This window comes from Lactobacillus johnsonii ATCC 33200 (assembly GCF_000159355.1).
Classification (GTDB): domain Bacteria; phylum Bacillota; class Bacilli; order Lactobacillales; family Lactobacillaceae; genus Lactobacillus; species Lactobacillus johnsonii.
In genome coordinates this window covers 978,109-998,503 of the sequence record NZ_GG670120.1, presented here as the reverse complement: position 1 = coordinate 998,503, position 20,395 = coordinate 978,109, and the positions used below count along the sequence as shown (strand labels likewise).

The 20,395-nt window shown below is 34.4% G+C and carries 19 protein-coding genes and 3 pseudogenes; 15 read left to right on the top strand and 7 right to left on the bottom strand.

Features of this window, described 5'->3' with window-relative positions; genetic code table 11:
* Positions 1 to 38: 38 nt before the first annotated feature.
* The gene (locus HMPREF0528_RS04850) at positions 39 to 872 is read left to right on the top strand and encodes an AraC family transcriptional regulator (RefSeq protein ID WP_004895565.1); all 834 of its coding nucleotides are present in this window, start codon (positions 39 to 41) and stop codon (positions 870 to 872) included.
* Between the two features lie 544 nt (positions 873 to 1,416).
* On the opposite strand, the gene HMPREF0528_RS09205 is transcribed toward HMPREF0528_RS04850, so the two are convergent.
* The 3 genes from HMPREF0528_RS09205 to HMPREF0528_RS04840 all read right to left on the bottom strand — a co-directional run bounded on the left by HMPREF0528_RS09205 (position 1,417) and on the right by HMPREF0528_RS04840 (position 3,385).
* Entirely contained in the window at positions 1,417 to 1,554 is a 138-nt protein-coding gene (locus tag HMPREF0528_RS09205) for a hypothetical protein (RefSeq protein ID WP_004895561.1), read from the bottom strand.
* A 231-nt stretch (positions 1,555 to 1,785) separates the two neighbouring features.
* Positions 1,786 to 1,914 (bottom strand): hypothetical protein, encoded by a 129-nt coding sequence (locus HMPREF0528_RS09690; protein WP_004895560.1) that lies wholly within the window; start codon positions 1,912 to 1,914, stop codon positions 1,786 to 1,788.
* Positions 1,915 to 2,050: 136 nt separating this feature from the next.
* Positions 2,051 to 3,385 carry a solute carrier family 23 protein gene (locus HMPREF0528_RS04840; protein ID WP_004895557.1) on the bottom strand — a complete coding sequence of 445 codons (1,335 nt, stop codon included), beginning with the start codon at positions 3,383 to 3,385 and terminating at the stop codon, positions 2,051 to 2,053.
* Positions 3,386 to 3,804: 419 nt separating this feature from the next.
* Between HMPREF0528_RS04840 and HMPREF0528_RS04835 the strand changes: the two genes are divergently transcribed.
* From HMPREF0528_RS04835 to HMPREF0528_RS04770, 14 genes and pseudogenes are all read left to right on the top strand, one after another.
* Positions 3,805 to 4,569: a DeoR/GlpR family DNA-binding transcription regulator gene (locus HMPREF0528_RS04835; protein ID WP_004895556.1), complete on the top strand. Its 765-nt coding sequence runs from the start codon at positions 3,805 to 3,807 to the stop codon at positions 4,567 to 4,569.
* 15 nt (positions 4,570 to 4,584) lie between these two features.
* Entirely contained in the window at positions 4,585 to 5,013 is a 429-nt protein-coding gene (gene lacA, locus HMPREF0528_RS04830) for a galactose-6-phosphate isomerase subunit LacA (RefSeq protein ID WP_004895552.1), read from the top strand.
* A gap of 13 nt (positions 5,014 to 5,026) precedes the next feature.
* Positions 5,027 to 5,602 carry a galactose-6-phosphate isomerase subunit LacB gene (lacB, locus tag HMPREF0528_RS04825; protein WP_004895550.1) on the top strand — a complete coding sequence of 192 codons (576 nt, stop codon included), beginning with the start codon at positions 5,027 to 5,029 and terminating at the stop codon, positions 5,600 to 5,602.
* Positions 5,603 to 5,620: 18 nt separating this feature from the next.
* Positions 5,621 to 6,301 carry a DUF4867 family protein gene (locus HMPREF0528_RS04820; protein ID WP_004895549.1) on the top strand — a complete coding sequence of 227 codons (681 nt, stop codon included), beginning with the start codon at positions 5,621 to 5,623 and terminating at the stop codon, positions 6,299 to 6,301.
* 237 nt (positions 6,302 to 6,538) lie between these two features.
* Positions 6,539 to 7,030: a PTS sugar transporter subunit IIA gene (locus tag HMPREF0528_RS04815; protein WP_004895547.1), complete on the top strand. Its 492-nt coding sequence runs from the start codon at positions 6,539 to 6,541 to the stop codon at positions 7,028 to 7,030.
* 25 nt (positions 7,031 to 7,055) lie between these two features.
* Positions 7,056 to 7,370: a PTS sugar transporter subunit IIB gene (locus tag HMPREF0528_RS04810; RefSeq protein ID WP_012845797.1), complete on the top strand. Its 315-nt coding sequence runs from the start codon at positions 7,056 to 7,058 to the stop codon at positions 7,368 to 7,370.
* 29 nt (positions 7,371 to 7,399) lie between these two features.
* Positions 7,400 to 8,818: a PTS transporter subunit IIC gene (locus HMPREF0528_RS04805; RefSeq protein WP_004895543.1), complete on the top strand. Its 1,419-nt coding sequence runs from the start codon at positions 7,400 to 7,402 to the stop codon at positions 8,816 to 8,818.
* Between the two features lie 28 nt (positions 8,819 to 8,846).
* Complete coding sequence (locus tag HMPREF0528_RS04800; protein ID WP_004895541.1) at positions 8,847 to 9,104, top strand: hypothetical protein; 258 nt, start codon at positions 8,847 to 8,849, stop codon at positions 9,102 to 9,104.
* A gap of 301 nt (positions 9,105 to 9,405) precedes the next feature.
* A complete protein-coding gene (locus HMPREF0528_RS04795) occupies positions 9,406 to 10,209 on the top strand; it encodes a PRD domain-containing protein (RefSeq protein WP_004895540.1) in 804 nt (267 codons plus the stop codon).
* Positions 10,210 to 10,221: 12 nt separating this feature from the next.
* The gene (locus HMPREF0528_RS04790) at positions 10,222 to 10,578 is read left to right on the top strand and encodes a PTS lactose/cellobiose transporter subunit IIA (protein WP_004895537.1); all 357 of its coding nucleotides are present in this window, start codon (positions 10,222 to 10,224) and stop codon (positions 10,576 to 10,578) included.
* 51 nt (positions 10,579 to 10,629) lie between these two features.
* Entirely contained in the window at positions 10,630 to 12,372 is a 1,743-nt protein-coding gene (locus tag HMPREF0528_RS04785; RefSeq protein ID WP_004895535.1) for a PTS lactose transporter subunit IIBC, read from the top strand.
* Entirely contained in the window at positions 12,359 to 13,786 is a 1,428-nt protein-coding gene (gene lacG, locus HMPREF0528_RS04780) for a 6-phospho-beta-galactosidase (RefSeq protein ID WP_034525162.1), read from the top strand. Before HMPREF0528_RS04785 ends, lacG begins: the two co-directional genes overlap by 14 nt.
* 134 nt (positions 13,787 to 13,920) lie before the next feature.
* Positions 13,921 to 14,807: pseudogene (glsA, locus tag HMPREF0528_RS04775) on the top strand (glutaminase A).
* 140 nt (positions 14,808 to 14,947) lie between these two features.
* Positions 14,948 to 15,568, top strand: a complete 621-nt coding sequence (locus tag HMPREF0528_RS04770) for a phosphatase PAP2 family protein (protein ID WP_004895528.1) — start codon at positions 14,948 to 14,950, stop codon at positions 15,566 to 15,568.
* 406 nt (positions 15,569 to 15,974) lie between these two features.
* On the opposite strand, the gene HMPREF0528_RS09515 is transcribed toward HMPREF0528_RS04770, so the two are convergent.
* From HMPREF0528_RS09515 to HMPREF0528_RS04755, 4 genes and pseudogenes are all read right to left on the bottom strand, one after another.
* Positions 15,975 to 16,664 carry a C45 family autoproteolytic acyltransferase/hydrolase gene (locus tag HMPREF0528_RS09515; RefSeq protein WP_004895524.1) on the bottom strand — a complete coding sequence of 230 codons (690 nt, stop codon included), beginning with the start codon at positions 16,662 to 16,664 and terminating at the stop codon, positions 15,975 to 15,977.
* A 9-nt stretch (positions 16,665 to 16,673) separates the two neighbouring features.
* Complete coding sequence (locus HMPREF0528_RS09510; RefSeq protein WP_234600842.1) at positions 16,674 to 17,003, bottom strand: C45 family peptidase; 330 nt, start codon at positions 17,001 to 17,003, stop codon at positions 16,674 to 16,676.
* A gap of 33 nt (positions 17,004 to 17,036) precedes the next feature.
* Positions 17,037 to 18,362 (bottom strand): annotated as a pseudogene (locus tag HMPREF0528_RS04760) (C1 family peptidase).
* Between the two features lie 33 nt (positions 18,363 to 18,395).
* A pseudogene (locus HMPREF0528_RS04755) lies at positions 18,396 to 20,044 on the bottom strand (APC family permease).
* Positions 20,045 to 20,395 lie beyond the last annotated feature (351 nt).

Below are 20,395 nucleotides of genomic sequence, written 5' to 3'. Positions count from 1 at the left end.
TTCGTAACTAAGAAGTAATTATTTTGAAAGGGATTACAATGATTGGACATGAAGAGGTTCAAAATAATCAGCGACTACCATTTTATTTTTATTATGATAATCAAGCTATGCAGCCGGAACATTGGCATCAGGGAATTGAGCTGAACTATTTAATTAAGGGAAAAGATCTTCGTTTTGCTCTTGAAGGACAGACTTATCATTTCAATAGTGGAGATATTTGGTTAGTTAATCGGCGTCAAATTCATAGTGCATCAGGTGAAGCAGGCGAATGGGAATATGAGGGGTTAATCATTGATGATGATTTTTTATTAAGTCAGTATCCATCAAGTATTAACTGGAATCTCAATTTATTAGGGCAGAAGAGTACAAAAAAGCAGCGGGCATATAATGAATTATTAAAAGAGATAGTAGCACTTGGTCGGTTATGCCGAAAACCATTAACTGATGCTCGTCGTTTTATAGTATTAAGTCATCTGATGAAAATTATCGTTTTACTTGATCAAAACTTTAATAATAAAGAGCAAATTGTTCAAAGCCCCAATCTAGCTTTAGGGGATGAGATAATTAAGTATATTAACGAGCATTTTCAAGAGGATATTCAAGTTGGTGATATTGCACAGAAGTTTAATATTTCTCATGTGACATTAAACCGGCAATTGAAGCAGACTAATAACTTAAGCATGGGTAAATATCTAAAATTGGTTCGTTTAATGCATGCTAGAGAACTACTTTTAAATACAAATAAATCAATTGAATTAGTTGCTTATGAGAGTGGCTTTTCTAACACTAGAGTTTTAAATAGAAATTTTAAGTCCTGGAAATACAAGACCCCTACAGAGTATCGTAATGAATTTAGCAAATATTTTAGTTAAAAAAGAAAGCTACTTGTAGCTTTCTTGATCATAGTATTAACGATTTAAGTAATTAGTTAAGAGGACTTGAGTATTACTTGTCAATTTTACGGCGATTAAATCATCAAAGTGTATTTTTTGGATACTATCAGAGAGAGAATAATCATTGAGATTCTGCAGAAGAAAATAATCTTCGAAAGTTGCAGTAACTACTCCAATATTCGTATTGTCAAATGCATAGTTATCAATACCTACTAGTTCCTGCTTCTTAATAGCGGATTTTAATTCCGATTGAGGATAATCTATTTTCAAATTACGGGGATTAAAAGTACTTTGCTTGTGATGATAATTTACTAAGTATTGGTAGTAATCTAATTAAGTGCTTTGATGTACAGTATGGATTAAATGCTTCTTATTGATTAAGAGTATTCCATCAAGTTGACCTAAATTATTTAAACTTTCAAATAATAAATGATTCTCATCTTCTTTGATAATCTTTTTAAAGCGCGAATCATCGTAATAGTCGAAATGCAACTCGACTATTACGATGATTTTCCATTAATAGTCAATTGTTAAAAAGTTTATTTTCGATTGAATTAGCAGAAACTCCAACTATTTTAGTGTAATCAATCTTTAACGGAATTTCTGTTAAGTTGTATTCTTCAGTTTGTTCATATAAATAAACTGAAGTAGAGGTAATCATGTTAATGCGTCCTGTATATGTTTTGTTACCAATACTCTCAATACTAATTATGGAATTGAAAGATTGGATTTGAATTAGTAAATCAGCAAGTGAAGCCCGTTTAATCTTAGTAATTTTTAAATTTTCCTTATTAAAATTAAATGGATCAATGATTTGATTGGAAGTGTCTAAGTAATTATAGAAGTCTTCTTCTTGCGATAAATTATTTTTATTATTAATGGCTTCATTTTTTTAAATATGAATACTTCTTAAAAAGCCATTACTATCTACTGCTTGAAATACAGTCCAATTACCAATTTTTGATAATAAATTGCCGATATAAAAATTTGTATGGTTTTCTTTAAAAGCTAAGGCTTGCATTTGGTAAAAAGTCCCTTTTTATTTTTAAAAAAATATATCATTAATTTTATTTAAAAAACAATATTTTTTTAATATTTTTAGCAAATAAAAAACTAGAGCTACATTACTTGCAGCTCTAGTTTTTTGAAATATTCAATTAATTAAAATATTTTTGCTCAGATTTTTCTTTCTTTTCAGCTTCAAGTGCCTTTTCACTGGCTGCTTGTTTAGGTAAGATCCAGTTCATTAACATACCAAAGATGGTACATAAAGCAACTGAAGTTAATTGGAAGTTACCAAGTTGTAAGTAAGCTCCACCGATACCAATAACTAAGATAACGGAAGCGATTAACATATTACGTTTTTCGCCAAAGTCGATTTTATCATCAACTAAAATTTTTAGACCATTAGATGCAATCGTTCCGAATAGTAAGAATGAAATACCACCGATAACTGGCATTGGAATTGATTCGATAACTGCAGCAACTTTACCAACAAAACTAAAGACAATTGCAAATACTGCAGCTCCTGCTAATACCCAAACTGAATGAACTTTGGTCATAGCTAAAACACCGATATTTTCACCGTAAGAAGTAGTCGGAGGACCACCGATAAAACCGGCAATAATTGTTGAAAGACCGTCACCCATCATAGTACGGTGCAAACCTGGATTCTTAAAGAAGTTTCTCTTAGTTAGAGAGTTAAGAACCATAATATGTCCCATGTGTTCAGTCATTGTAACAAAGGCGATTGGGGCCATTGTTAAGATGGCTGCTGGATACCATTTGAAGTGGTAGCTAATTCCAGGTACATCTAAAGCGGGCATCGAGAACCAAGCAGCCTTTGCTACTCCTGAAAAATCAACTATTCCTAGAACGCAAGATAGAGCGTAGCCACAAACGATTCCAAGCATAATTGAGACCAGACTAGTGAAACCTTTAAAACACATTTGAAAAATTAAGGTCATCACTAAGGTAAAGATGGCAACACCAAAGTAAGTTAGGTTGTACTTGGTACCTTTCATCATGGCATCGTTGGCAGCAGTAGTTGCAAGAGATAGTCCAATTACGATAATGATTGGTCCTACAACAATTGGTGGTAAGACTTTGTTTACCCAATCAGACCCAACTTTTGCGATAACTAAGGCAACGATAACATATACTAACCCAGCCGCAATTGCACCTTGAGCAATTGCTGGATAACCGTCTTGCTTCATTAAAGCTTGCATTGTTGCAACGAAAGCAAAACTTGATCCTAAGTATGCTGGAATCTTGAAACGGGTTAGTAGCATATGGACTAAAGTACCAACACCAGATGAAAGAAGAGCAATACTTGGATTGATTCCGACTAAGATTGGAACCAGAACCGTTGAGCCAAACATGGCAAACAAGTGTTGCATGGAAAGGAGAATTCCTTGTCCTAATTCTGGCTTCTCATAAACGTCTAAGATCGCATCATCATTATGAAATGTGTCTTTAGGCATCTTTTTCATAATTTCCTCCTTGAAATGAAAATCTTGATGACCTAAAGAAAAAACGACTATCTAAAGAAGATCCCTTTAAGATAGCCGTTTCTGTTTAAAACTATGTCAAAAAATAGTTTACGCGCAGATTTCCTTGATAGCCTCACGGGACTATATTAAAGGTCATCACATTATCTCTTTCTTAATTTAACTAAGATATAAGAAAAAAGTCAAGCATAAAATTAGCTCTGTTCTAAGTTGTTGGTTTTAAAGTTTGTAAACATAAAAAAATATTTTTGTGTAAGCGATATCCTTGCTATAATACGGCTAAGGAGGACTATTTGGCTTTTTAAATAAATAGTGAACATAAATTAACTTTGACAAACATAAATGAACATATATAATAAAGATGTAATGAGTTAGTTAGCCAAATAGAATTAAGGTGAATAATGCTTAAAAGAGAACGATTAAGAAATATTTTAGAAATTGTAACTGATAGAAAGTTTGTAACCGTTGATGAATTGGCTAAAACATTGCAAGTTTCAGACATGACGATTAGACGGGACCTTAATGAATTAAATACTACTGGTAAAGTAATGAGAATTCATGGCGGGGCGCAGGTAATTTCTCAACAAGATTCTGTTGAAAAAAATTATATCCAGAAACGAGAAATTAACATCTCTGAAAAACAAGCGGCAGCTGAAGTTGCAAGTAAAATTGTTCAAGATGATGAAACAATTTATGTTGGACCAGGAACAACTTTAGAATTTATGGTTGCAAAATTGAATCAAAAAAACTTGCGAATTGTTACTAATTCTTTACCTGTTTTTGAGGCTGCTAAAAAGAATGCGAATAATTATGAACTGATTTTAATTGGGGGTTCATATCGTAGAGTTAGTGGGGCTTTTATTGGAGCATTAGCAAACAATCAGTTAAGAGGAATATCTTTTGATCGGGGCTTTGTTGGCGTAAACGGAATTAAAGACACCTCGATGATGACAGCTAATTTAGAAGAGGGACAAACGCAAGGACTAGGATTGAATCGCTCACGTAAAAAGTATGTTGTAGCTGATTATCATAAAATTAACCGCAATGATTTTTATGAATTTTACCATTTGTATGATGTAGATGGGTTAATTACAAGTCCTGGGCTTGATACTGATATCGTAAAACATTACAGCCAAATTACGACTTTGTATCAGGATAGTGAATAGTGAAAGGAGAACAACATGAAAGTTGTTATTGGTAGTGACAAGAATGGTTTTGAACTAAAAGAAAAAGTAAAAAAATACTTAGAAGATGGAGGCTATGAGGTGCTAGATGTAACGCCAGAACCTGCAGAAGATTTTGTGGAATCTAGCTTAAAAGTAACTCACGAAGTATTAGAGCACGGTATTAAAAAAGCTATTATGTTTGATGAATACGGTGTAGGGTCTGCTATGGCTTCAAATAAGGTTAAAGGGATGGTAACTGCAGACGTTAATGAAGAAAGAACCGGCCATATGACTGCTATGCATAACGGCGCAAAGGCATTAGCAATTGGTAGTGGTATTGTTGGTGAAAAGCTTGCTGAATCAATCATTGACTATTATCTACATACTGAGTATGCGGCTGGACGTCATCAAGTTCGTTTAGATATGCTTGAAAAAATGATTTAGAGGAGGTTTTGAAATGTTTGATAATGATAGACCACAACCAGAATTTGTAGATCCAAAGATTGATAAGCATACTGTTGTTGCTTTAGGAAATGACCATATTGTCACTCCAATTAAGATGGCATTATCCGATCACTTGAAAGAGGAAGGTTATCAAGTATTAGATTTTGGTACCTATGATAATACTAGAACACACTATCCAATGTATGGAAAACGTGTTGCCGAAGCCGTTGCCGATGGTAGAGCTGATGTTGGTATTGTAATGTGTGGTACTGGTATTGGTATTTCAACGGCGGCTGATAAGAATGAAGGAATTCGAGCAGCCATGGTTGGTGATGTTGTTCAAGCTAAATATGCTAAGCGTGAATTAAATGCTAACGTTTTAGGGATGGGTGGTATTGTCTTAGGGAGAGACTTTATTTTCTATATTGCGGATGCATTTTTGAATGAAAAGTATCAACCAACTGAAGAAAATAAGAAGCTAATTGAAAAAATTGATAATATTGCTAAACCAAATCCTGATCAAAAGGATAACGAACACTTCTTTGATGAAGAAAACAAGAAGTGGGCTGAAGGAGTATATCACGATTAGATAGAGTGGGGTAACAAGATGAGTAAATTAGAAGAATTTAGAAAATTAAATCCCCAATATAAAATTTTGACATTAGATGATCCCTCTTTTAAAGAATACGGTGTTTTATACACTAATGATTTTAATTTGGATGATGTTTATGAGGTAATGGAAAAAGTCCAGATACCTAAAACTGGCATGAAGTATATTCCTAACATTCCTGAATTAGCGGATACCTATACCATGTTAGCAGTGAAGCGTGATATTTTTGGTGAAATTCCTATTGATGCTGGTGTTACTTTAGGGCATTCAGATACTTTTACTGCTTTTGAATATCATCAATGTTCAGAAGTGAACATTATGCTTGATGATGTATTAATGGTATTAGGGAAGCGCGAAACACTTGAAGAAGAACATTTCGTGGATCCTAATACAGAAGCGAGAATGTTTTATATGCCTAAAGGTACAATTGTCGAATTATATAATGATACTCTGCACTATGCACCTATTCAAATAACTAAAAAAGGTTATAAGGTAATTGTAGCTGTAATTCATGGCACAAATGCTGTTCTTCCATCTGGTGTTAAAAGTCTAAATCCTCGAGTAGTGAAACGTGGAAAATTCCAGGTTGTACATCCATCCCGTAAAGATAAAATAGCTCAAGGATACCTAGTTGGACTACGTGGTGACGTAATTAAAACTACGCCTCTTGATCAATAAAATATTGTAGAACTATTAACCTATAATTTATAAATTTCCCTCAAGTTTTATTAATAAAAACTAATGGAGCATACTATTATGCTCCATTTTCTTTATAAAAAAATAAGTTCAAATTAATTAATGAAAGCGCTTGTAATTTATTGAACATTATTATATTATATTGGTGTAGTAAATGAACAATATCTAACATATAAAAACAAAACATGTTCATTTATAAATACTGGAAAGGTGATTCATATGACAGTGGCAACTAGTTTATTTGCTCCTGACGCAGTTTATACCAGCGACAAGACAAGTAAAGAAGAAGTCCTAGAGGAAGTCTATGGCAAGTTATTAAAAGCTGGCTATGTGAAGGGAGATTTTCTTTCACATATTATTGAAAGAGAAGAGCATTATCCAACTGGAATTGATACTTCTCCAATTTCTAAAGAGTTGCCAAATGTCGCAATTCCTCATACAGAAGGTGAATTTGTAAATGCTCGGTTGATTGTTCCGATCGCTTTGAAACATCCAATTAAGTTTCAAAATATGATTGAACCAGATAAAAGTTTAGAAGTTAAATTTTTATTTATGATTCTAAATAATGATCCCGAAGGACAAGCCAATGTATTAGCCCAGATTATGGGGTTCTTATCTACAACGCCAGTTAAAGATTTAGTAAGGCTGTTTAATCTCACTTCTACTAAACAAATATTTGATTTTATGAGTGAGAATTTTAAGCAAGAATAAAATATGTTTTTGGGAGGTATTTATTATGGCAAAGGAAGTTAAATTATTAGCTGCATGTGGTGCAGGTGTTAATTCTTCTCATCAAATTAAGGATGCTGTTGAAGAAGAGATGAAAAAGCGCGGACACAATGTTCATGTAGATGCTGTGATGATTAAAGATGTAAATGAAGATATGCTTAATCACTATGATGCATACCTAACTATTGCTAAGACAGATTTAGCCTTTGAACCTAAGATTCCTTTAATTGAAGCTGGACCAATTCTTTATAGAATTCCAGCAATGGCTCAACCAGTCTATGACAAAGTTGAAGAGGTAGTTAAGAAGGTAGAAACAGAATAGAATAGCTATTATTCCTGGGGGAATAGAAAATGAATGCGATAATTGATTTTGCGAATGCTATCTTTAAGCCTTTAATTGATATGGGTGCTCCAACAATTATGTTGGTTGTTCTTACAATTATTGCTTTGTGTTTCAAAGTTAAATTTAGTAAGGCTCTTGAAGGTGGTATGAAGTTAGCGATTGCCTTGACAGCAATTGGCGATATTATGAATTTGCTGACTACCAGTTTTGCTCCAGCGATGAATCAATTCGTTAAGAACACTGGTATGCATAAAGACATCATGGATATGGGGTGGGCACCTCTTGCTACTATTACTTGGGGATCTCCATATACTTTGTACTTCTTGTTAGTTTTAATTATCTTGAATGTTTTAATGTTAATTTTCAAGAGAACTAACACTTTAGATGTCGATATCTTTGATGTTTGGCATTCAGCATTTGTTGGCTTATTTGCAGTCTTCTGTGGTGCGCCCCTTTGGTTAGCCACTTTATTAATTTTACTTATTGGTTACTTGAAGATTGTTAACTCAGATTTGATGAAACCAACTTTTGATGATTTGCTAGATGCTCCATCAAGTAACCCAATGACAACTACTCACATGAACTATATGATGAATCCAGTAATTATGGTCTTCAATAAGTTCTTTGATAAATTTTTACCGTGGCTTGATAAATATGATTTCGACTCAGCTAAATTAAACGAAAAGATTGGTTTCTGGGGTAGTCGTTTCGCAATTGGTGTTTACTTAGGTATCTTTGTTTCATTACTTGCTGGCTACAACTTTACAACCGAACAAGGCTGGAAGACAATGTTTACACTTTCCTTTACAGCCGGTGCATGTATTGAATTGTTCTCAGTTATTGGTTCTTGGTTTATTGCTTCTGTTGAGCCTTTATCACAAGGTATTTCAAACTTTGCTACTTCTAAATTTAAGGGACGTACATTTAATGTTGGTCTTGACTGGCCATTCATTGCTGGACGTGCTGAAATTTGGGCAGCTGCTAATGTTTTAGCTCCAATTATGATGATTGAAGCTATGGTTATCCCAGGCAACAGAATGATGCCTTTAGGTGGAATAATCGCTATGGGGGTTACGCCAGCTTTATTAGTCGTAACTCGTGGTAAGATTATCAGAATGATTGTCATTGGTACAATCGAATTACCAATCTTCTTGTGGGCTGGTACCTTAGTTGCTCCATTTGTAACTCAAGTAGCTCACCAAGTTGGTGCTAATATTCCTGCACACGCATTGGTATCAGATACTACAATGGAAGGTCCTATTGAAAAATTCTTGGGCTATTTAGTAGGTAATGCATGGAAGCATCAAGGAATGTTTATTATTTACGCAATCTTAGCAATTGCTGCGTATATCTTAATTTTCTGGTGGTATTCAACAGAAATGAAGAAGCGGAATGCTAAATATGCAGCAGCTGCTAAAGAAGCATAATAAAAAATATTAGTTAGAAACGGTAGAGATGATTATTATGAAAACAAAGAAAGTTAGTCGCGAAGAAGAAGCACGGCGTAAGCGAGTATTATATTGGACAGTATTTGTAATTGCTATTAATATTCCCCAACTTTTCTTTAAAAATATTTTTATTGAAGGCTTTGCAATGATAGGTACGATTTATGCACTTTATCGCTTAGTAGTATTTGATAACAAAAAGAATCGTCTTAGCCGTAAATACTATGATTGGAAGGGCAGACCATTAGAAGTAAAAAATAAAAATTAGAAACTATTATAAAATTAATTAAGAATTTGAATATTTATATTTTTTAGAGAAACCGCACGCATAAAGGAGATTGATTAAGAATCAGTCTCCTTTATTTAATTACATGATGATCAATAAATAAATAATTCTAATAAAAGCGTTTACATTAAAAAGATAACATGCTATTATACACATATAAGCAAAAATAAATGTGGATTGTAACTAATACGATTAGGCAAAACCGCGAACTTTTGATACAAACAACTGCCTGTAAGTCTGTATTGAAATTTCACGGTTTTTTATTTTCCTAGAGGAGTGAGACATGAAATATCGAATAGCCCAAATATTAAACAATAATGTTGCAATTGTTCATACCAGGGATAATAAACAAAATATTGTTATGGGAAGGGGTGTTGCTTTTCATAAGCAAAAAGGAGATTTAATTCAGGAAGAAAATGTTGATAAGGTATTCGAAATAAAAGATAAAAATACCGTTAATGATCTAACAACTTTATTAGCAAATGTGCCATTAGATTTTGTAACAACGAGCTATGATTTGATTGATCAAGTACAAACTAAATATAAATTTGCGGTTGAGCCATATATTTATGTGACCTTAACAACGCACCTATTTGGGGCATATCAACGTTTGATTAAGAATGAAGAAGATGTCAATTATTTGCCGGATTTAAGTGATACTTATCCTATTCCATATCAGATTGCAGATGATGTAATTACAGGTTTTCGAAATAGTTTAGATATTTCTTTTCCCGAATCAGAACATAAGAGTATCGCTCTTCACTTCATTAATGCCCATACTAGTGAAAGCATTAATGAAGATAAGAATCAAACAGAAAATGATGAAATTATCAAAGTTGTTCAAGATGAACTGAATGATTATGACAGACTATTAGTTCACCTAAAATATTTTATTAATCGACTTAATAATAATGAACCAGATAGCTTGCCAATCTTAGAAGGAATGATTAGTGAAATAGAAAACAATTATTCACAAGCATGGCAAATCGTCCAGCAAATTAAGGAATTAATGCAGGAAAAATTACAAATAAAGTTATCACTAAGTGAACAAACGTATTTAACAATTCATATTCAAAGATTAATTTAAGGAGAATTAGAAATGGATGCAGAAAATCAAATTACTAAAGAAGAAATTTCAATGACAGGTTTTTCAATTGTTGCTTATTCAGGAGATGCAAGAACTTATTTAATGCAAGCCATGGATAAGGCGAGTGAGGGAAAGATCACCGAGGCAAAAGAACTTGTTAAGAAAGCCGAAGAATCTATTAACCTAGCTCATAATGAACAAACTAAGCTCTTAAGCAAGGAAGCCGGAGGAGATGACTTAGATGTAACCTTCATTATGGTTCATGGTCAAGATACCTTGATGACAACGATGCTCTTAAAGGACCAGATGAAGACAATTATTAATCTTTATGAGCGAGTAAATAAACTCGAAGGAAAAAATATTGAATAGAGTAATACTTACAATAAGTAGTTAAAAAATTTATGAAGAAGAGGAAGAAAAATGAATGGTTTTACCAAAACAATGGATAAGATGAAACCAAAATTTGAAAAAATTGCTTCTAATCCATATGTTTCTGCGATTCGTGACGGTTTTATTGCCGCGATGCCAATTATTTTGTTTTCAAGTTTGTTTACATTGATTGCCTATGTACCAAATGCGTGGGGATTTTATTGGCCAAAATCAGTCGAAAATGCACTGGTCTTACCTTATAACTATTCAATGGGGTTACTTGCCTTATATGTAACTGCAACCTGTGCAAAGAATTTAACTGATTATAAGAACTTGAAGTTACCTAAGACAAATCAAATCAATTCAATGAATGTTATCTTAGCTGCAGAAATCTCATTTATTATTATTGCGATTAAGGTTGGCAAGGATGGGTTAGATTTAACTTATTTAGGTACGCAAGGATTAATTGCATCATATATTGTTGGTTTAATTGTTCCAAATATTTATTACCAATGTGTTAAGCACAATGTAACTATTAAAATGCCAGATGTAGTACCACAAAATATTGCACAGACTTTTAAAGATATTTTTCCAATGACATTTTCAGTTACATTATTCTGGTTAGTACAAATTGTCTTGAATCAATTATTTGGAGCTAACTTATCTGAAGGTGTGGTAAAAGTTCTTTCCCCACTATTCCACGCAAGTGATACTTATGGTGGTTTAGCTTTAGTTGCTGGTGCGATGGCTTTCTTCTGGTTTGTTGGTGTACAAGGTCCTTCAATTGTTGCTCCAGCTGTAGCTGCAATTGAAACGACTAATGTAGGTTTGAACCAACAATTAGTTCATGACGGAATGCAAGCTAGTCATGCTTTAACTATTAACGCTCAAGATTACGTTATGAATATGGGTGGTACTGGGTCAACTTTTGTAGTTCCATTTATCTTCTTACTTTTGGCAAAATCAGCTCAAAACAAGGCAGCAGGTAAGGCAGCAGTTATTCCTGGATGTTTTGGAGTTAATGAGCCTATTTTGTTTGGTGCCCCAATCATCATGAACCCAGTCTTCTTCGTTCCATTCTTGATAACACCGATGTTCAATGTTTGTGCTTATAAATTCTTCGTTCAAGTTCTTCATATGAACGCCTTATACAACACTCTTCCTTGGACAGTACCTGCACCAATTGGTATTATCGTATCCTCTGGTTTTGCTGGCTTATCATTTGTTTATGTGATTTTGACCTTAGTTGTTGATACTTTAATTTGGCTTCCATTCTTTAAGTTTTATGACAACGATTTGTACAAGCAAGAGCAAGCTAAGCTTGCTAAAGAAGAAGCTGCTGGCGTAACTACAGCTTCTACTGCTGATTCAGAAGCAACCCTTGCAGCCACTGATAAGGAAGCTAAGGATGGTATCACTAAAGATACTAACGTTATGGTTATCTGTGCCGGTGGTGGTACTTCCGGAATTTTAGCTAAAGCATTAAACAAGATGGCAAAAGAACGTAATTTACCTCTTCATGCTGCCGCGCGTGCTTATGGACAGCACATGGATATTATTAATGACATGGATTTGATTATCTTAGCTCCACAAATGGATAGTATGAAAGGTAATTTGCAAGAAATTGCAGACCATGACGGATCTAAGCTAGTTACGACTACTGGACGTCAGTATATTGAATTAACGCAAAATCCTGATAAAGCGTTTAAATTTGTAGTCGATAGCTTAGCTGGTAAAAATGATGAAAAGAAAGATGAAGATACGACAGGAAGTGTACCAAATGCAACAGTTTAAATTTCCAAAAGATTTTTATTTTGGTGGAGCAACCGCTGCTTACCAATGTGAAGGTGCAACTAAAGAAGACGGTAAAGGTGAAGTAATCTGGGATAAGTACTTGCGTGAACAGGGAACCATCAATCCAGATCCAGCTTGTGATTTTTATCATCGTTATCCAGAAGATTTAGATCTATGTAAAAAGTTCCAGATTAATGCAATCAGAGTCTCAATTGACTGGGCAAGAATTTTCCCAGCAGGTGAAGGAAAAATTGAGCTAAGGGGTGTAGAATACTATCATAAATTATTCAAAAAATGTCGCGAAAACGGTGTTGAACCTTTTGTAACCCTTCATCACTTTGATACTCCACAAGCTCTGCAAGATAAAGGTGGATGGTTATCACAAGAAATGCTGGATGCATTTGTTGAATATGCTAAGTTTTGCTTTAAAGAATATGCCGATGAGGTTAGATACTGGATTACAATTAATGAGCCAACTTCAATGGCTGGTCAGCAATATGTTAGCGGAACTTTTCCTCCAGCATATAAAGATCAGTTTGATAAATGTTTTGAAGCAGAATATAACCAGAACTTAGTCCATGCACGAATCGTTAATGCCTATAAAGAAGCTGGATATACAGGCCAAATTGGTATCGTTCATGCTCTTCAAACAGTCTATCCATCAACTGATAGTAAAGGTGACAAGCATGCTGCCGAATTAAAAGATGTGCTGGAAAATAAGTTTTACCTAGATGGGACTTTAGCTGGTAAATATTCTAAAAAAACTTTAGCTTTAGTTAAAGAGATCATTGAAGCTAATGATCAGAAGATGATTGAGATTAAGCCAGAAGATGAAAAAGTTCTCTTAAAGGCCGCTAAGCAATTAGACTTTGTGGGAGTTAACTATTACTTCTCGAAATTTATGAAAGAATATCATGGCGACACAGAAATTGTTCATAATGGTACTGGTAAAAAAGGAACAGATGTCAATCGAATGAAAGGTGTTGGTGAGGAGATTCATCCAAAGGATTTGCCAGCAACTGATTGGGATTGGATTATTTATCCGCAAGGGATGTATGATCAATTAAAACGTATTTATGATGATTATCCTTTAGTTCATTCAATGTATATTACTGAAAATGGTATGGGCTATAAGGATAAGTTTGAAAGTGAAGACAAGATAGTTGATGATACACCTAGAATTAAATATTTAAGAAATCATATGGAACAAGTAGCTAAGGCAATTAAAGCTGGTATTCCAGTTAATGGTTACTTTGTCTGGTCATTACAAGATATGTTCTCTTGGACTAATGGTTATTCAAAACGATATGGTTTATTCTATGTCGATTTTAAGACGCAGAAACGCTATGCAAAAAAGAGTGCATATTGGTATAAAGAACTAGCGGAAACTAGAGAGATTCCTCCAATTGATTAAGGTAAGTTAGTGAAAAGTTACGTATTAAGTAAGTGCGTAGCTTTTTTATTAATAATAAATGCGAATATTTCACCTAATCAATTGAATCGACTATGCTTAAAGTGAGAGTGTATTTCTATAGAAAAGAGATAGCTATGATTCAATTAGAAAAATTAGTTAAGAAGAATTTGCCTAAAGAAAAAGAAGGAAATATAGCTAGCAACTCGGGGTTGCCTTATATGATTTAGAAGATGGTGAAGTAGGTGAAGCAGGCCAAAGTGAAGTACGATTTGCAATTGAAAGTATTTCTAAGGTAATTACCTTAATGCTTGCTACTAAAAAGATGGGCATACAAGAAGTATTTAAACATGTAGGGTCCCGTCAAACAGGCTTTGCCTTCAATTCAATTCTAAATATGGAAATTGAAAGAGCTAAGTATTCGTTGAATCCTTTTATTAACGCTGGAGCAATTGCTACAACTTCGATGGTAGTAAGTAAGACGGGTGACGATGCATTTGAAGAAATCTTAGATTTTGCTCGTGATATTTGTAATGACCCAGATCTTTATTTAGATCAAATAATTTATCATTCTGAAAAAAGAACAGGCAATCTAGACCGGTCGTTAGCATATTATATGGAATCTAAAAACATGATGCTGGGGGATGTAGTGACTAGTCTTGATACTTACTTTAAGCAGTGTTCAATGATGGTGAATGCACGTTCTTTAGCAAATTTAGGGGCTGTTTTAGCTAATGGCGGTGTAAGACCATGGGACAACAAACGCATTATCCCTGATGAAGAAGCTTATTGTATCAAGTCATTAATGATGACAACTGGCCTGTATAATCAATCAGGCACTTATTCACGACTAATTGGTGTACCAACAAAGAGTGGTGTTGGTGGTGGTCTTATGTCCGCTGCACCTCACAAATATGGAATTGGGATCTTTAGTCCGGCTTTAGATAAAGATGGGAACAGTATCGCAGGCTTAGATTTGTTGAGAGATATTTTTGATGGATTAGAGCTAGATGTATTTGATTAAGTAAGAATTAAAAAATTAATATTTTAGAAGCTAAGCATGCGGTAAGTGCTTAGCTTTTTTGTTAAATTATAACGGATTGTGTTGAGCTCTTTAGATAAGTGGTAAAATAAGAAAAAACATTATTGAAAACAGGAGTAAAAATGAAAAGATATTCAAAAGCGATATATTGGGGCTTACCCATTAGTTTGATTCTCGCCATTTCGATTGTTTTACACTTAGGTTGGATTAATGCCTTTGATAATTTCTTTGAAGGATTAGTTCATATTGTTCCTAATTTAAAGGGATTAATGCTAAAGATTACATTTTTAGCAGATACCAAGGTTGACTTGATCTGGATGGTATTGATTGCAGTAATCTTATGGTTTAGAAAACAACGTCCTCTTGCGACCAACTTAGTTTTAACAATGATTACAGGGGATGCAGTTGGTTGGGTAATTAAGCATTTGATTCAAAGAGCTCGTCCTGTACAGCACCTAGCAGTTGATGATGGATTTAGTTTTCCTAGTGGCCATACTTTAGGCATGGGGATGATTGTTATTTGGATCATCATGGTGCTTTTACCAGTAGTATTGAAAGATAGAACTAAACGTTTTTGGATTGATTTTCTATTAATCGTTTGGCTAGTTATCGTAATGATCTCTAGAGTATATGTTTATGCTCACTATCCATCTGATGTTTGCGGTTCAGTTGCTATTGCTTTAACTTGGGTTGGAGTAATGCAATTTGTCTTTGAAAAGATTAAGCAAGTAGTAAATAAATAGTTAACAAAATAGGGTTAAGCATTATGCTTAACCCTATTTGTGTGAGTAGTTTTTATGATTTTGTTTTTGATTAAGTTAATTGAACTGATTTAGTCAAACAATGTCCAAGGTTGACTTGGTCTATCATACAGATAACCTTTTTGCCAGTTCCATTCAGGATGTTGCTGCATAAAGTCTTTGGCGTCAAATGGTTCACCATCAGCTCTGTCAAAAATGCCCCACATATTCAAGTTTTCAATATCGGTGGCATCAGCACATTTACCATCACATGAACCACCTGGGAAGAAAGGTACATTCCAAACGCCATGTGGATCGTCAGCATAGTATTGTGGATCAACATCATAGTGAGCACAAATATTACGTGAAGAAGCACATTGATAACCTAGGTATGGATCATACTTATCGGCTAAGATTCTCTTAGCAACGCCATCATCAATTGTCCCAGATACCTCTGGTAATAATTCTTCAAAGCGTGCTCTACGTGCACCAGTTTGTTGATGAGTATCATTATAGCCGTTGTCAACATACTCAAGGTTACGATGTGACAAGCATTACAGCCATAGTAGAAACCATCAGTTGACTCTAACAATTCTTGGTGTTTTAATTCTTGTTCAAAGCGTGCGATTTCACCAGTATTAATGTTGCAAAGGAGCCAAATGTTGGCATAACCACCATTGTTACCTTCGTTAACTAATTTTACCCATTGATCAATATTATTTGCGTATTGGGTAACTTTCCGGGCACGAATAAATTCAGGCATTCCGTGTACATCATAGCCAACAAAGCCAGCAATTGTTGTTTCAGTAATACCGAGACCAGCATCAGTAACGTAGAAGTCAGTCATTGAATCGATGTAACCAGGAACGGTTTGCATCTTAAATGCATGACCATTAGTTGGATGAACTTCTTCACAAACATTAAAGTATTGACCGCTCCAGAAGTCATCGAAACTTTCATGAGCAATAACTGGTTTACCGTCTCTTGTGGCAGATCCTGTAGCAACAAATCCGGAACAGTGAGAACCGCGTGGTCCTTGAGGAGGATTGTTAGAATAATTAGCAGCTACTTGTGGCCACCAATAGCCAGTTAGTTCCATCCAATCATTCTAGCCGATAACGTCGTCAATACTGGTTTCAAATCCATTAGCAGTAAAGCCATCAGCCATACCTTGCATTTCTTCCAAATATTCTTCTGGAATCTTGTCTTTGTGGATTTTAACTACTTGATTGACAAAGAATGAATAGTCCATTCCATATAGTTCAAGTGTCATATGAGTGTAAACACGCACTGCATCCCTAAATTCATCGGTTAAAAGATAACCATGTTGGAAACCAATTTCATAAGGGTCACCTTGAACTGTTAAATAATGCCAACCATTAGCATCTTTTTTAGTAGCTTTTGCGACAATTTTACTTTGCGTATCTGTCAATGTCATAACATTCACCTTCATTTTTAAATCAATTAAAGACTAATCAGATAACATTGCAGTCCAATATGGAAGATTGATCTCAGCTTTTTCATAAGCTACACGTTCGGTATCAGTCAAATGCTTCTTGTTAACTACAGTGTTATAAGTGTATTGATCCATCCATGAATTGTCCATGATAAAGTAGCCTTTGTGACCAGGCTTATCACCCCATGAATTTTGGACCTTCCATTTAGTTGGTTCATTGTCATGTAAATCAACACCACAAATTAACATAGCGTGAGTTGGCATACTTTCACGGTATTGTACACGAGTAGCCTTGTCTTTGCCTAAGCTAATACCAAATGAACGTTTTCAATCATAAACCTTTAAAGAAAGTAAGCCAGCAGGATTATTCCATTCTTGTAAGACATCACAGGCAAACCATACAGGTTCATCATCCTTTAATTGATCTATGACCATACGTCTCATATCATGCATTGGAACATTTAAGTAGCGAATATTTCTACCACCGACTACGTTATTACATAGTTCAATACCATAGGTTTGGTTGTACTTATATCCACAACCAGGTAAGTTCATTAGTTCAACGTAGTCATCTAAGTTAATATCTGCAAACTTCTTGTAAAATTCTAATGGTGTAACTTCACCAGTAGTATGATACTTCTTATTCTTATCACGATATTCATAAGTGAATTTTTCTGGAGGAGTACCAAAGCAGATACTTAAGACACGATAGTTTTCTTGGTTTAGTTGACGAATAACGCTTTTAATCTTTGTATCGGAAGCATTGTTGTTAACTAAATCACGTAATTTCATAGCGTCTTTGTCTAATTTTCTGTTGTACATCCGATTAATTTCGGTAGTATTCCAGGCTGGCTTTGTTTCAGGCATTAATTCGTTTGGAACTAGACCATATTTTTCAATTAAATTGGTCAATAGTGGCCAATCACCACCATCTTGTTGTGGAGTAGTAAGTAACCAGTTAACTAGACGGTCAGACAATGGACGATCAGCTGTGTTAATAATGTTTTGGTAGAAGTAGTTACCTTTTTCTAGCTTGTCGTAGAAGTAAACGTAGCTAGGTGACAATTCCATGTCCTTAATGTGGTGCTCTTTTTCAATGTGGTAACGAATGAAGTTTAAACCTGAGAAGTCCCAGCAACGACCAGATTGTTTTTGGTTTAAAACTTTATTTGAATCAACATCAATTGAGAATACAAATGGGTGAGAATTAATTTCACTTTGATTTGTAATTGATTTCTTGATACCGTTCTTCATTACGGCATTTTGAGTGTTACGATACTTTGGTGTATCTAAAAATTCTGATCTAACTTGTTTTAAATCTTCATTATCAATTTGTACCATAATAATCTCTTTTCTTTAAAATCGATAATCTATTTAACTTTCATCAGTTGAAATCTCGTTGTTTTCATCAGCTTTAACAATGTCGTCGGATACTTGTTCGTTTGGCTTATAAGGACGCTTGATTGGCATACCCATTGGGTTTTGATCTTTAGACATAACAGTTGTTGGGACATTTGATAAAGCCTTTCCAGGTTTCTTAAGTCCTTCAATTTTCCAAGTAAATGGGGCAAACTTGTTATTTGGATTTACCCAATCAGTGTGTTTCTTTGAAAGTTGATATAAGCTGAAACAAACAATAAGAACAACAGCGACTAAAGCTAAAATAACTGAGATGTAAACTATTGGTGAACCAACCTCTGACTTAACCTGTGCTGGTGGATAAATAGCAAGGACAATGGCAAAGGCTGAGAAAATTAATCCTAGACCTGCAACAAGCCAAGCACCGAACTTACCACCAGGAACTTTAAATGAACGAGGACGGTTAGGTTGGTCATAACGTAAACGTAGGAAAGCAGTAAACATTAAAATGTAGTAGATCATGTAAAGAACAGTAATAGTTTGAGTTAGCAAAATCACAAAACCTTCAACATTAGGAATCAATTTTACTAAGTAAGCTACAACAGTCATTCCAGCGATTTGTGTATACATTAAATGTGCAGGCATGTTATGTTTATTGTTTTGTTGGAACCAGTGTGGTAAAAATCCACTACCTCCAACTTGACCTAACATAAATGATGGACCAGCCATGTTGGTTACGACCATCGCAATGGTATTGAATAGTAAGGCCCAAACAAGAACCATGTATAACCAAGGCATTCCAATTGTTGATCCTAAAATCCTGAATACAGAGTAGAGAGTGTATAAAACGTTAATTTGCTTCTCAGGAATAATCATTGCAATGATTACAGTACCAACAACAAAGATTAAGAAAGTAAGAATAATTGAAATAAACATTGCTTTAGTGAAATCTTTTTCGGGGTGCTTCAATTGTTTAATGTGAGCAGCGTTAGTATCGATACCAGTGTATGAGAAGAATACTCCGGCAGCTAATGCTAATGTACTCATTCCATTCCACTTAGGAATTAATCCTTTAGGTGTCATTGGAATAACAGGTTGATGCCCTTGAGCTACCCAAACAATAGGTAAAATAATCATGACTGCTAAAGGAATTAAACTCCCGATAATGACAGCGTATTTAGCGATGTTAGAGAAGGCTTTAACACCTTTAGTAGCTAAATAAGTAAGGACCCAATATAAGATGATCCAACCTGTCATAATCAGCAATTCATGTTGTGGTGCTTGAGCAAATTTTACAGCGGCATCATAGTTTGGTGTATAAAACATGATGGTTGCTGTAAAGCTCGGCATCCCCATCACAAAGTTCAAAATTAATTGGAACCATAGGATAAGTAAACAGGTTAGTCCCCAGCCTTTACCTACACCAACCCAGCGGAAAATTCCTCCGCGGTTATTCTAAACAGAAGCTAATTAAGCCGCAACTAGAGCAGTTGGGATGAAGAAACAAATAGCTCCGATTGGATTGCAAAGTACGTTACTGATGCAAGTCCATAGAATGATTGCTGAACATCATTTGCTAGTCCAGCAACTATGGAAACATTCATCATTGTTAGGGCAAGGACAGATATATAGGTCTTTTTCGTTTTGGTTTTTTCGTCTTCCATGAAAATACCCACTCCTTCTAAAAGGCAAAAGAAACTAACTAAAAAGATGGTTGGCTTGTGAATTTCTTTTATTAGCAACATCTGTTATTGGTAAAAAGAGTGTTAGTAAAAGATAGTAGTTCACATAAGTTTTCATCAAAATAGAAAGTTAACAAAATAAATAGATATTTATATAACGACTTGAAAGTTAAAATAATAATTATCTATTCGCCTATTAGATTAGTAGTTAAAAATAAAAAAACAAATAAAAACAATTGTGATACATAGGCTTTTTTACGAAAAATGCATTATTTTAAATAAAATAACTCAAACAAAAGCTGATGAAATAATAAATCGAAAAATACTTAAAAA

What these genes read in the sequence shown, in the direction of transcription:
- HMPREF0528_RS04850 (WP_004895565.1), top strand. Translation starts at nt 39, where the DNA reads ATGATTGGACATGAAGAGGTTCAAAATAATCAGCGACTACCATTTTAT.
- HMPREF0528_RS09205 (WP_004895561.1), bottom strand. Translation starts at nt 1,554, where the DNA reads ATGATTACCTCTACTTCAGTTTATTTATATGAACAAACTGAAGAATAC.
- HMPREF0528_RS09690 (WP_004895560.1), bottom strand. Translation starts at nt 1,914, where the DNA reads ATGCAAGCCTTAGCTTTTAAAGAAAACCATACAAATTTTTATATCGGC.
- HMPREF0528_RS04840 (WP_004895557.1), bottom strand. Translation starts at nt 3,385, where the DNA reads ATGAAAAAGATGCCTAAAGACACATTTCATAATGATGATGCGATCTTA.
- HMPREF0528_RS04835 (WP_004895556.1), top strand. Translation starts at nt 3,805, where the DNA reads ATGCTTAAAAGAGAACGATTAAGAAATATTTTAGAAATTGTAACTGAT.
- lacA (WP_004895552.1), top strand. Translation starts at nt 4,585, where the DNA reads ATGAAAGTTGTTATTGGTAGTGACAAGAATGGTTTTGAACTAAAAGAA.
- lacB (WP_004895550.1), top strand. Translation starts at nt 5,027, where the DNA reads ATGTTTGATAATGATAGACCACAACCAGAATTTGTAGATCCAAAGATT.
- HMPREF0528_RS04820 (WP_004895549.1), top strand. Translation starts at nt 5,621, where the DNA reads ATGAGTAAATTAGAAGAATTTAGAAAATTAAATCCCCAATATAAAATT.
- HMPREF0528_RS04815 (WP_004895547.1), top strand. Translation starts at nt 6,539, where the DNA reads ATGACAGTGGCAACTAGTTTATTTGCTCCTGACGCAGTTTATACCAGC.
- HMPREF0528_RS04810 (WP_012845797.1), top strand. Translation starts at nt 7,056, where the DNA reads ATGGCAAAGGAAGTTAAATTATTAGCTGCATGTGGTGCAGGTGTTAAT.
- HMPREF0528_RS04805 (WP_004895543.1), top strand. Translation starts at nt 7,400, where the DNA reads ATGAATGCGATAATTGATTTTGCGAATGCTATCTTTAAGCCTTTAATT.
- HMPREF0528_RS04800 (WP_004895541.1), top strand. Translation starts at nt 8,847, where the DNA reads ATGATTATTATGAAAACAAAGAAAGTTAGTCGCGAAGAAGAAGCACGG.
- HMPREF0528_RS04795 (WP_004895540.1), top strand. Translation starts at nt 9,406, where the DNA reads ATGAAATATCGAATAGCCCAAATATTAAACAATAATGTTGCAATTGTT.
- HMPREF0528_RS04790 (WP_004895537.1), top strand. Translation starts at nt 10,222, where the DNA reads ATGGATGCAGAAAATCAAATTACTAAAGAAGAAATTTCAATGACAGGT.
- HMPREF0528_RS04785 (WP_004895535.1), top strand. Translation starts at nt 10,630, where the DNA reads ATGAATGGTTTTACCAAAACAATGGATAAGATGAAACCAAAATTTGAA.
- lacG (WP_034525162.1), top strand. Translation starts at nt 12,359, where the DNA reads ATGCAACAGTTTAAATTTCCAAAAGATTTTTATTTTGGTGGAGCAACC.
- HMPREF0528_RS04770 (WP_004895528.1), top strand. Translation starts at nt 14,948, where the DNA reads ATGAAAAGATATTCAAAAGCGATATATTGGGGCTTACCCATTAGTTTG.
- HMPREF0528_RS09515 (WP_004895524.1), bottom strand. Translation starts at nt 16,664, where the DNA reads ATGGAACTAACTGGCTATTGGTGGCCACAAGTAGCTGCTAATTATTCT.
- HMPREF0528_RS09510 (WP_234600842.1), bottom strand. Translation starts at nt 17,003, where the DNA reads ATGACATTGACAGATACGCAAAGTAAAATTGTCGCAAAAGCTACTAAA.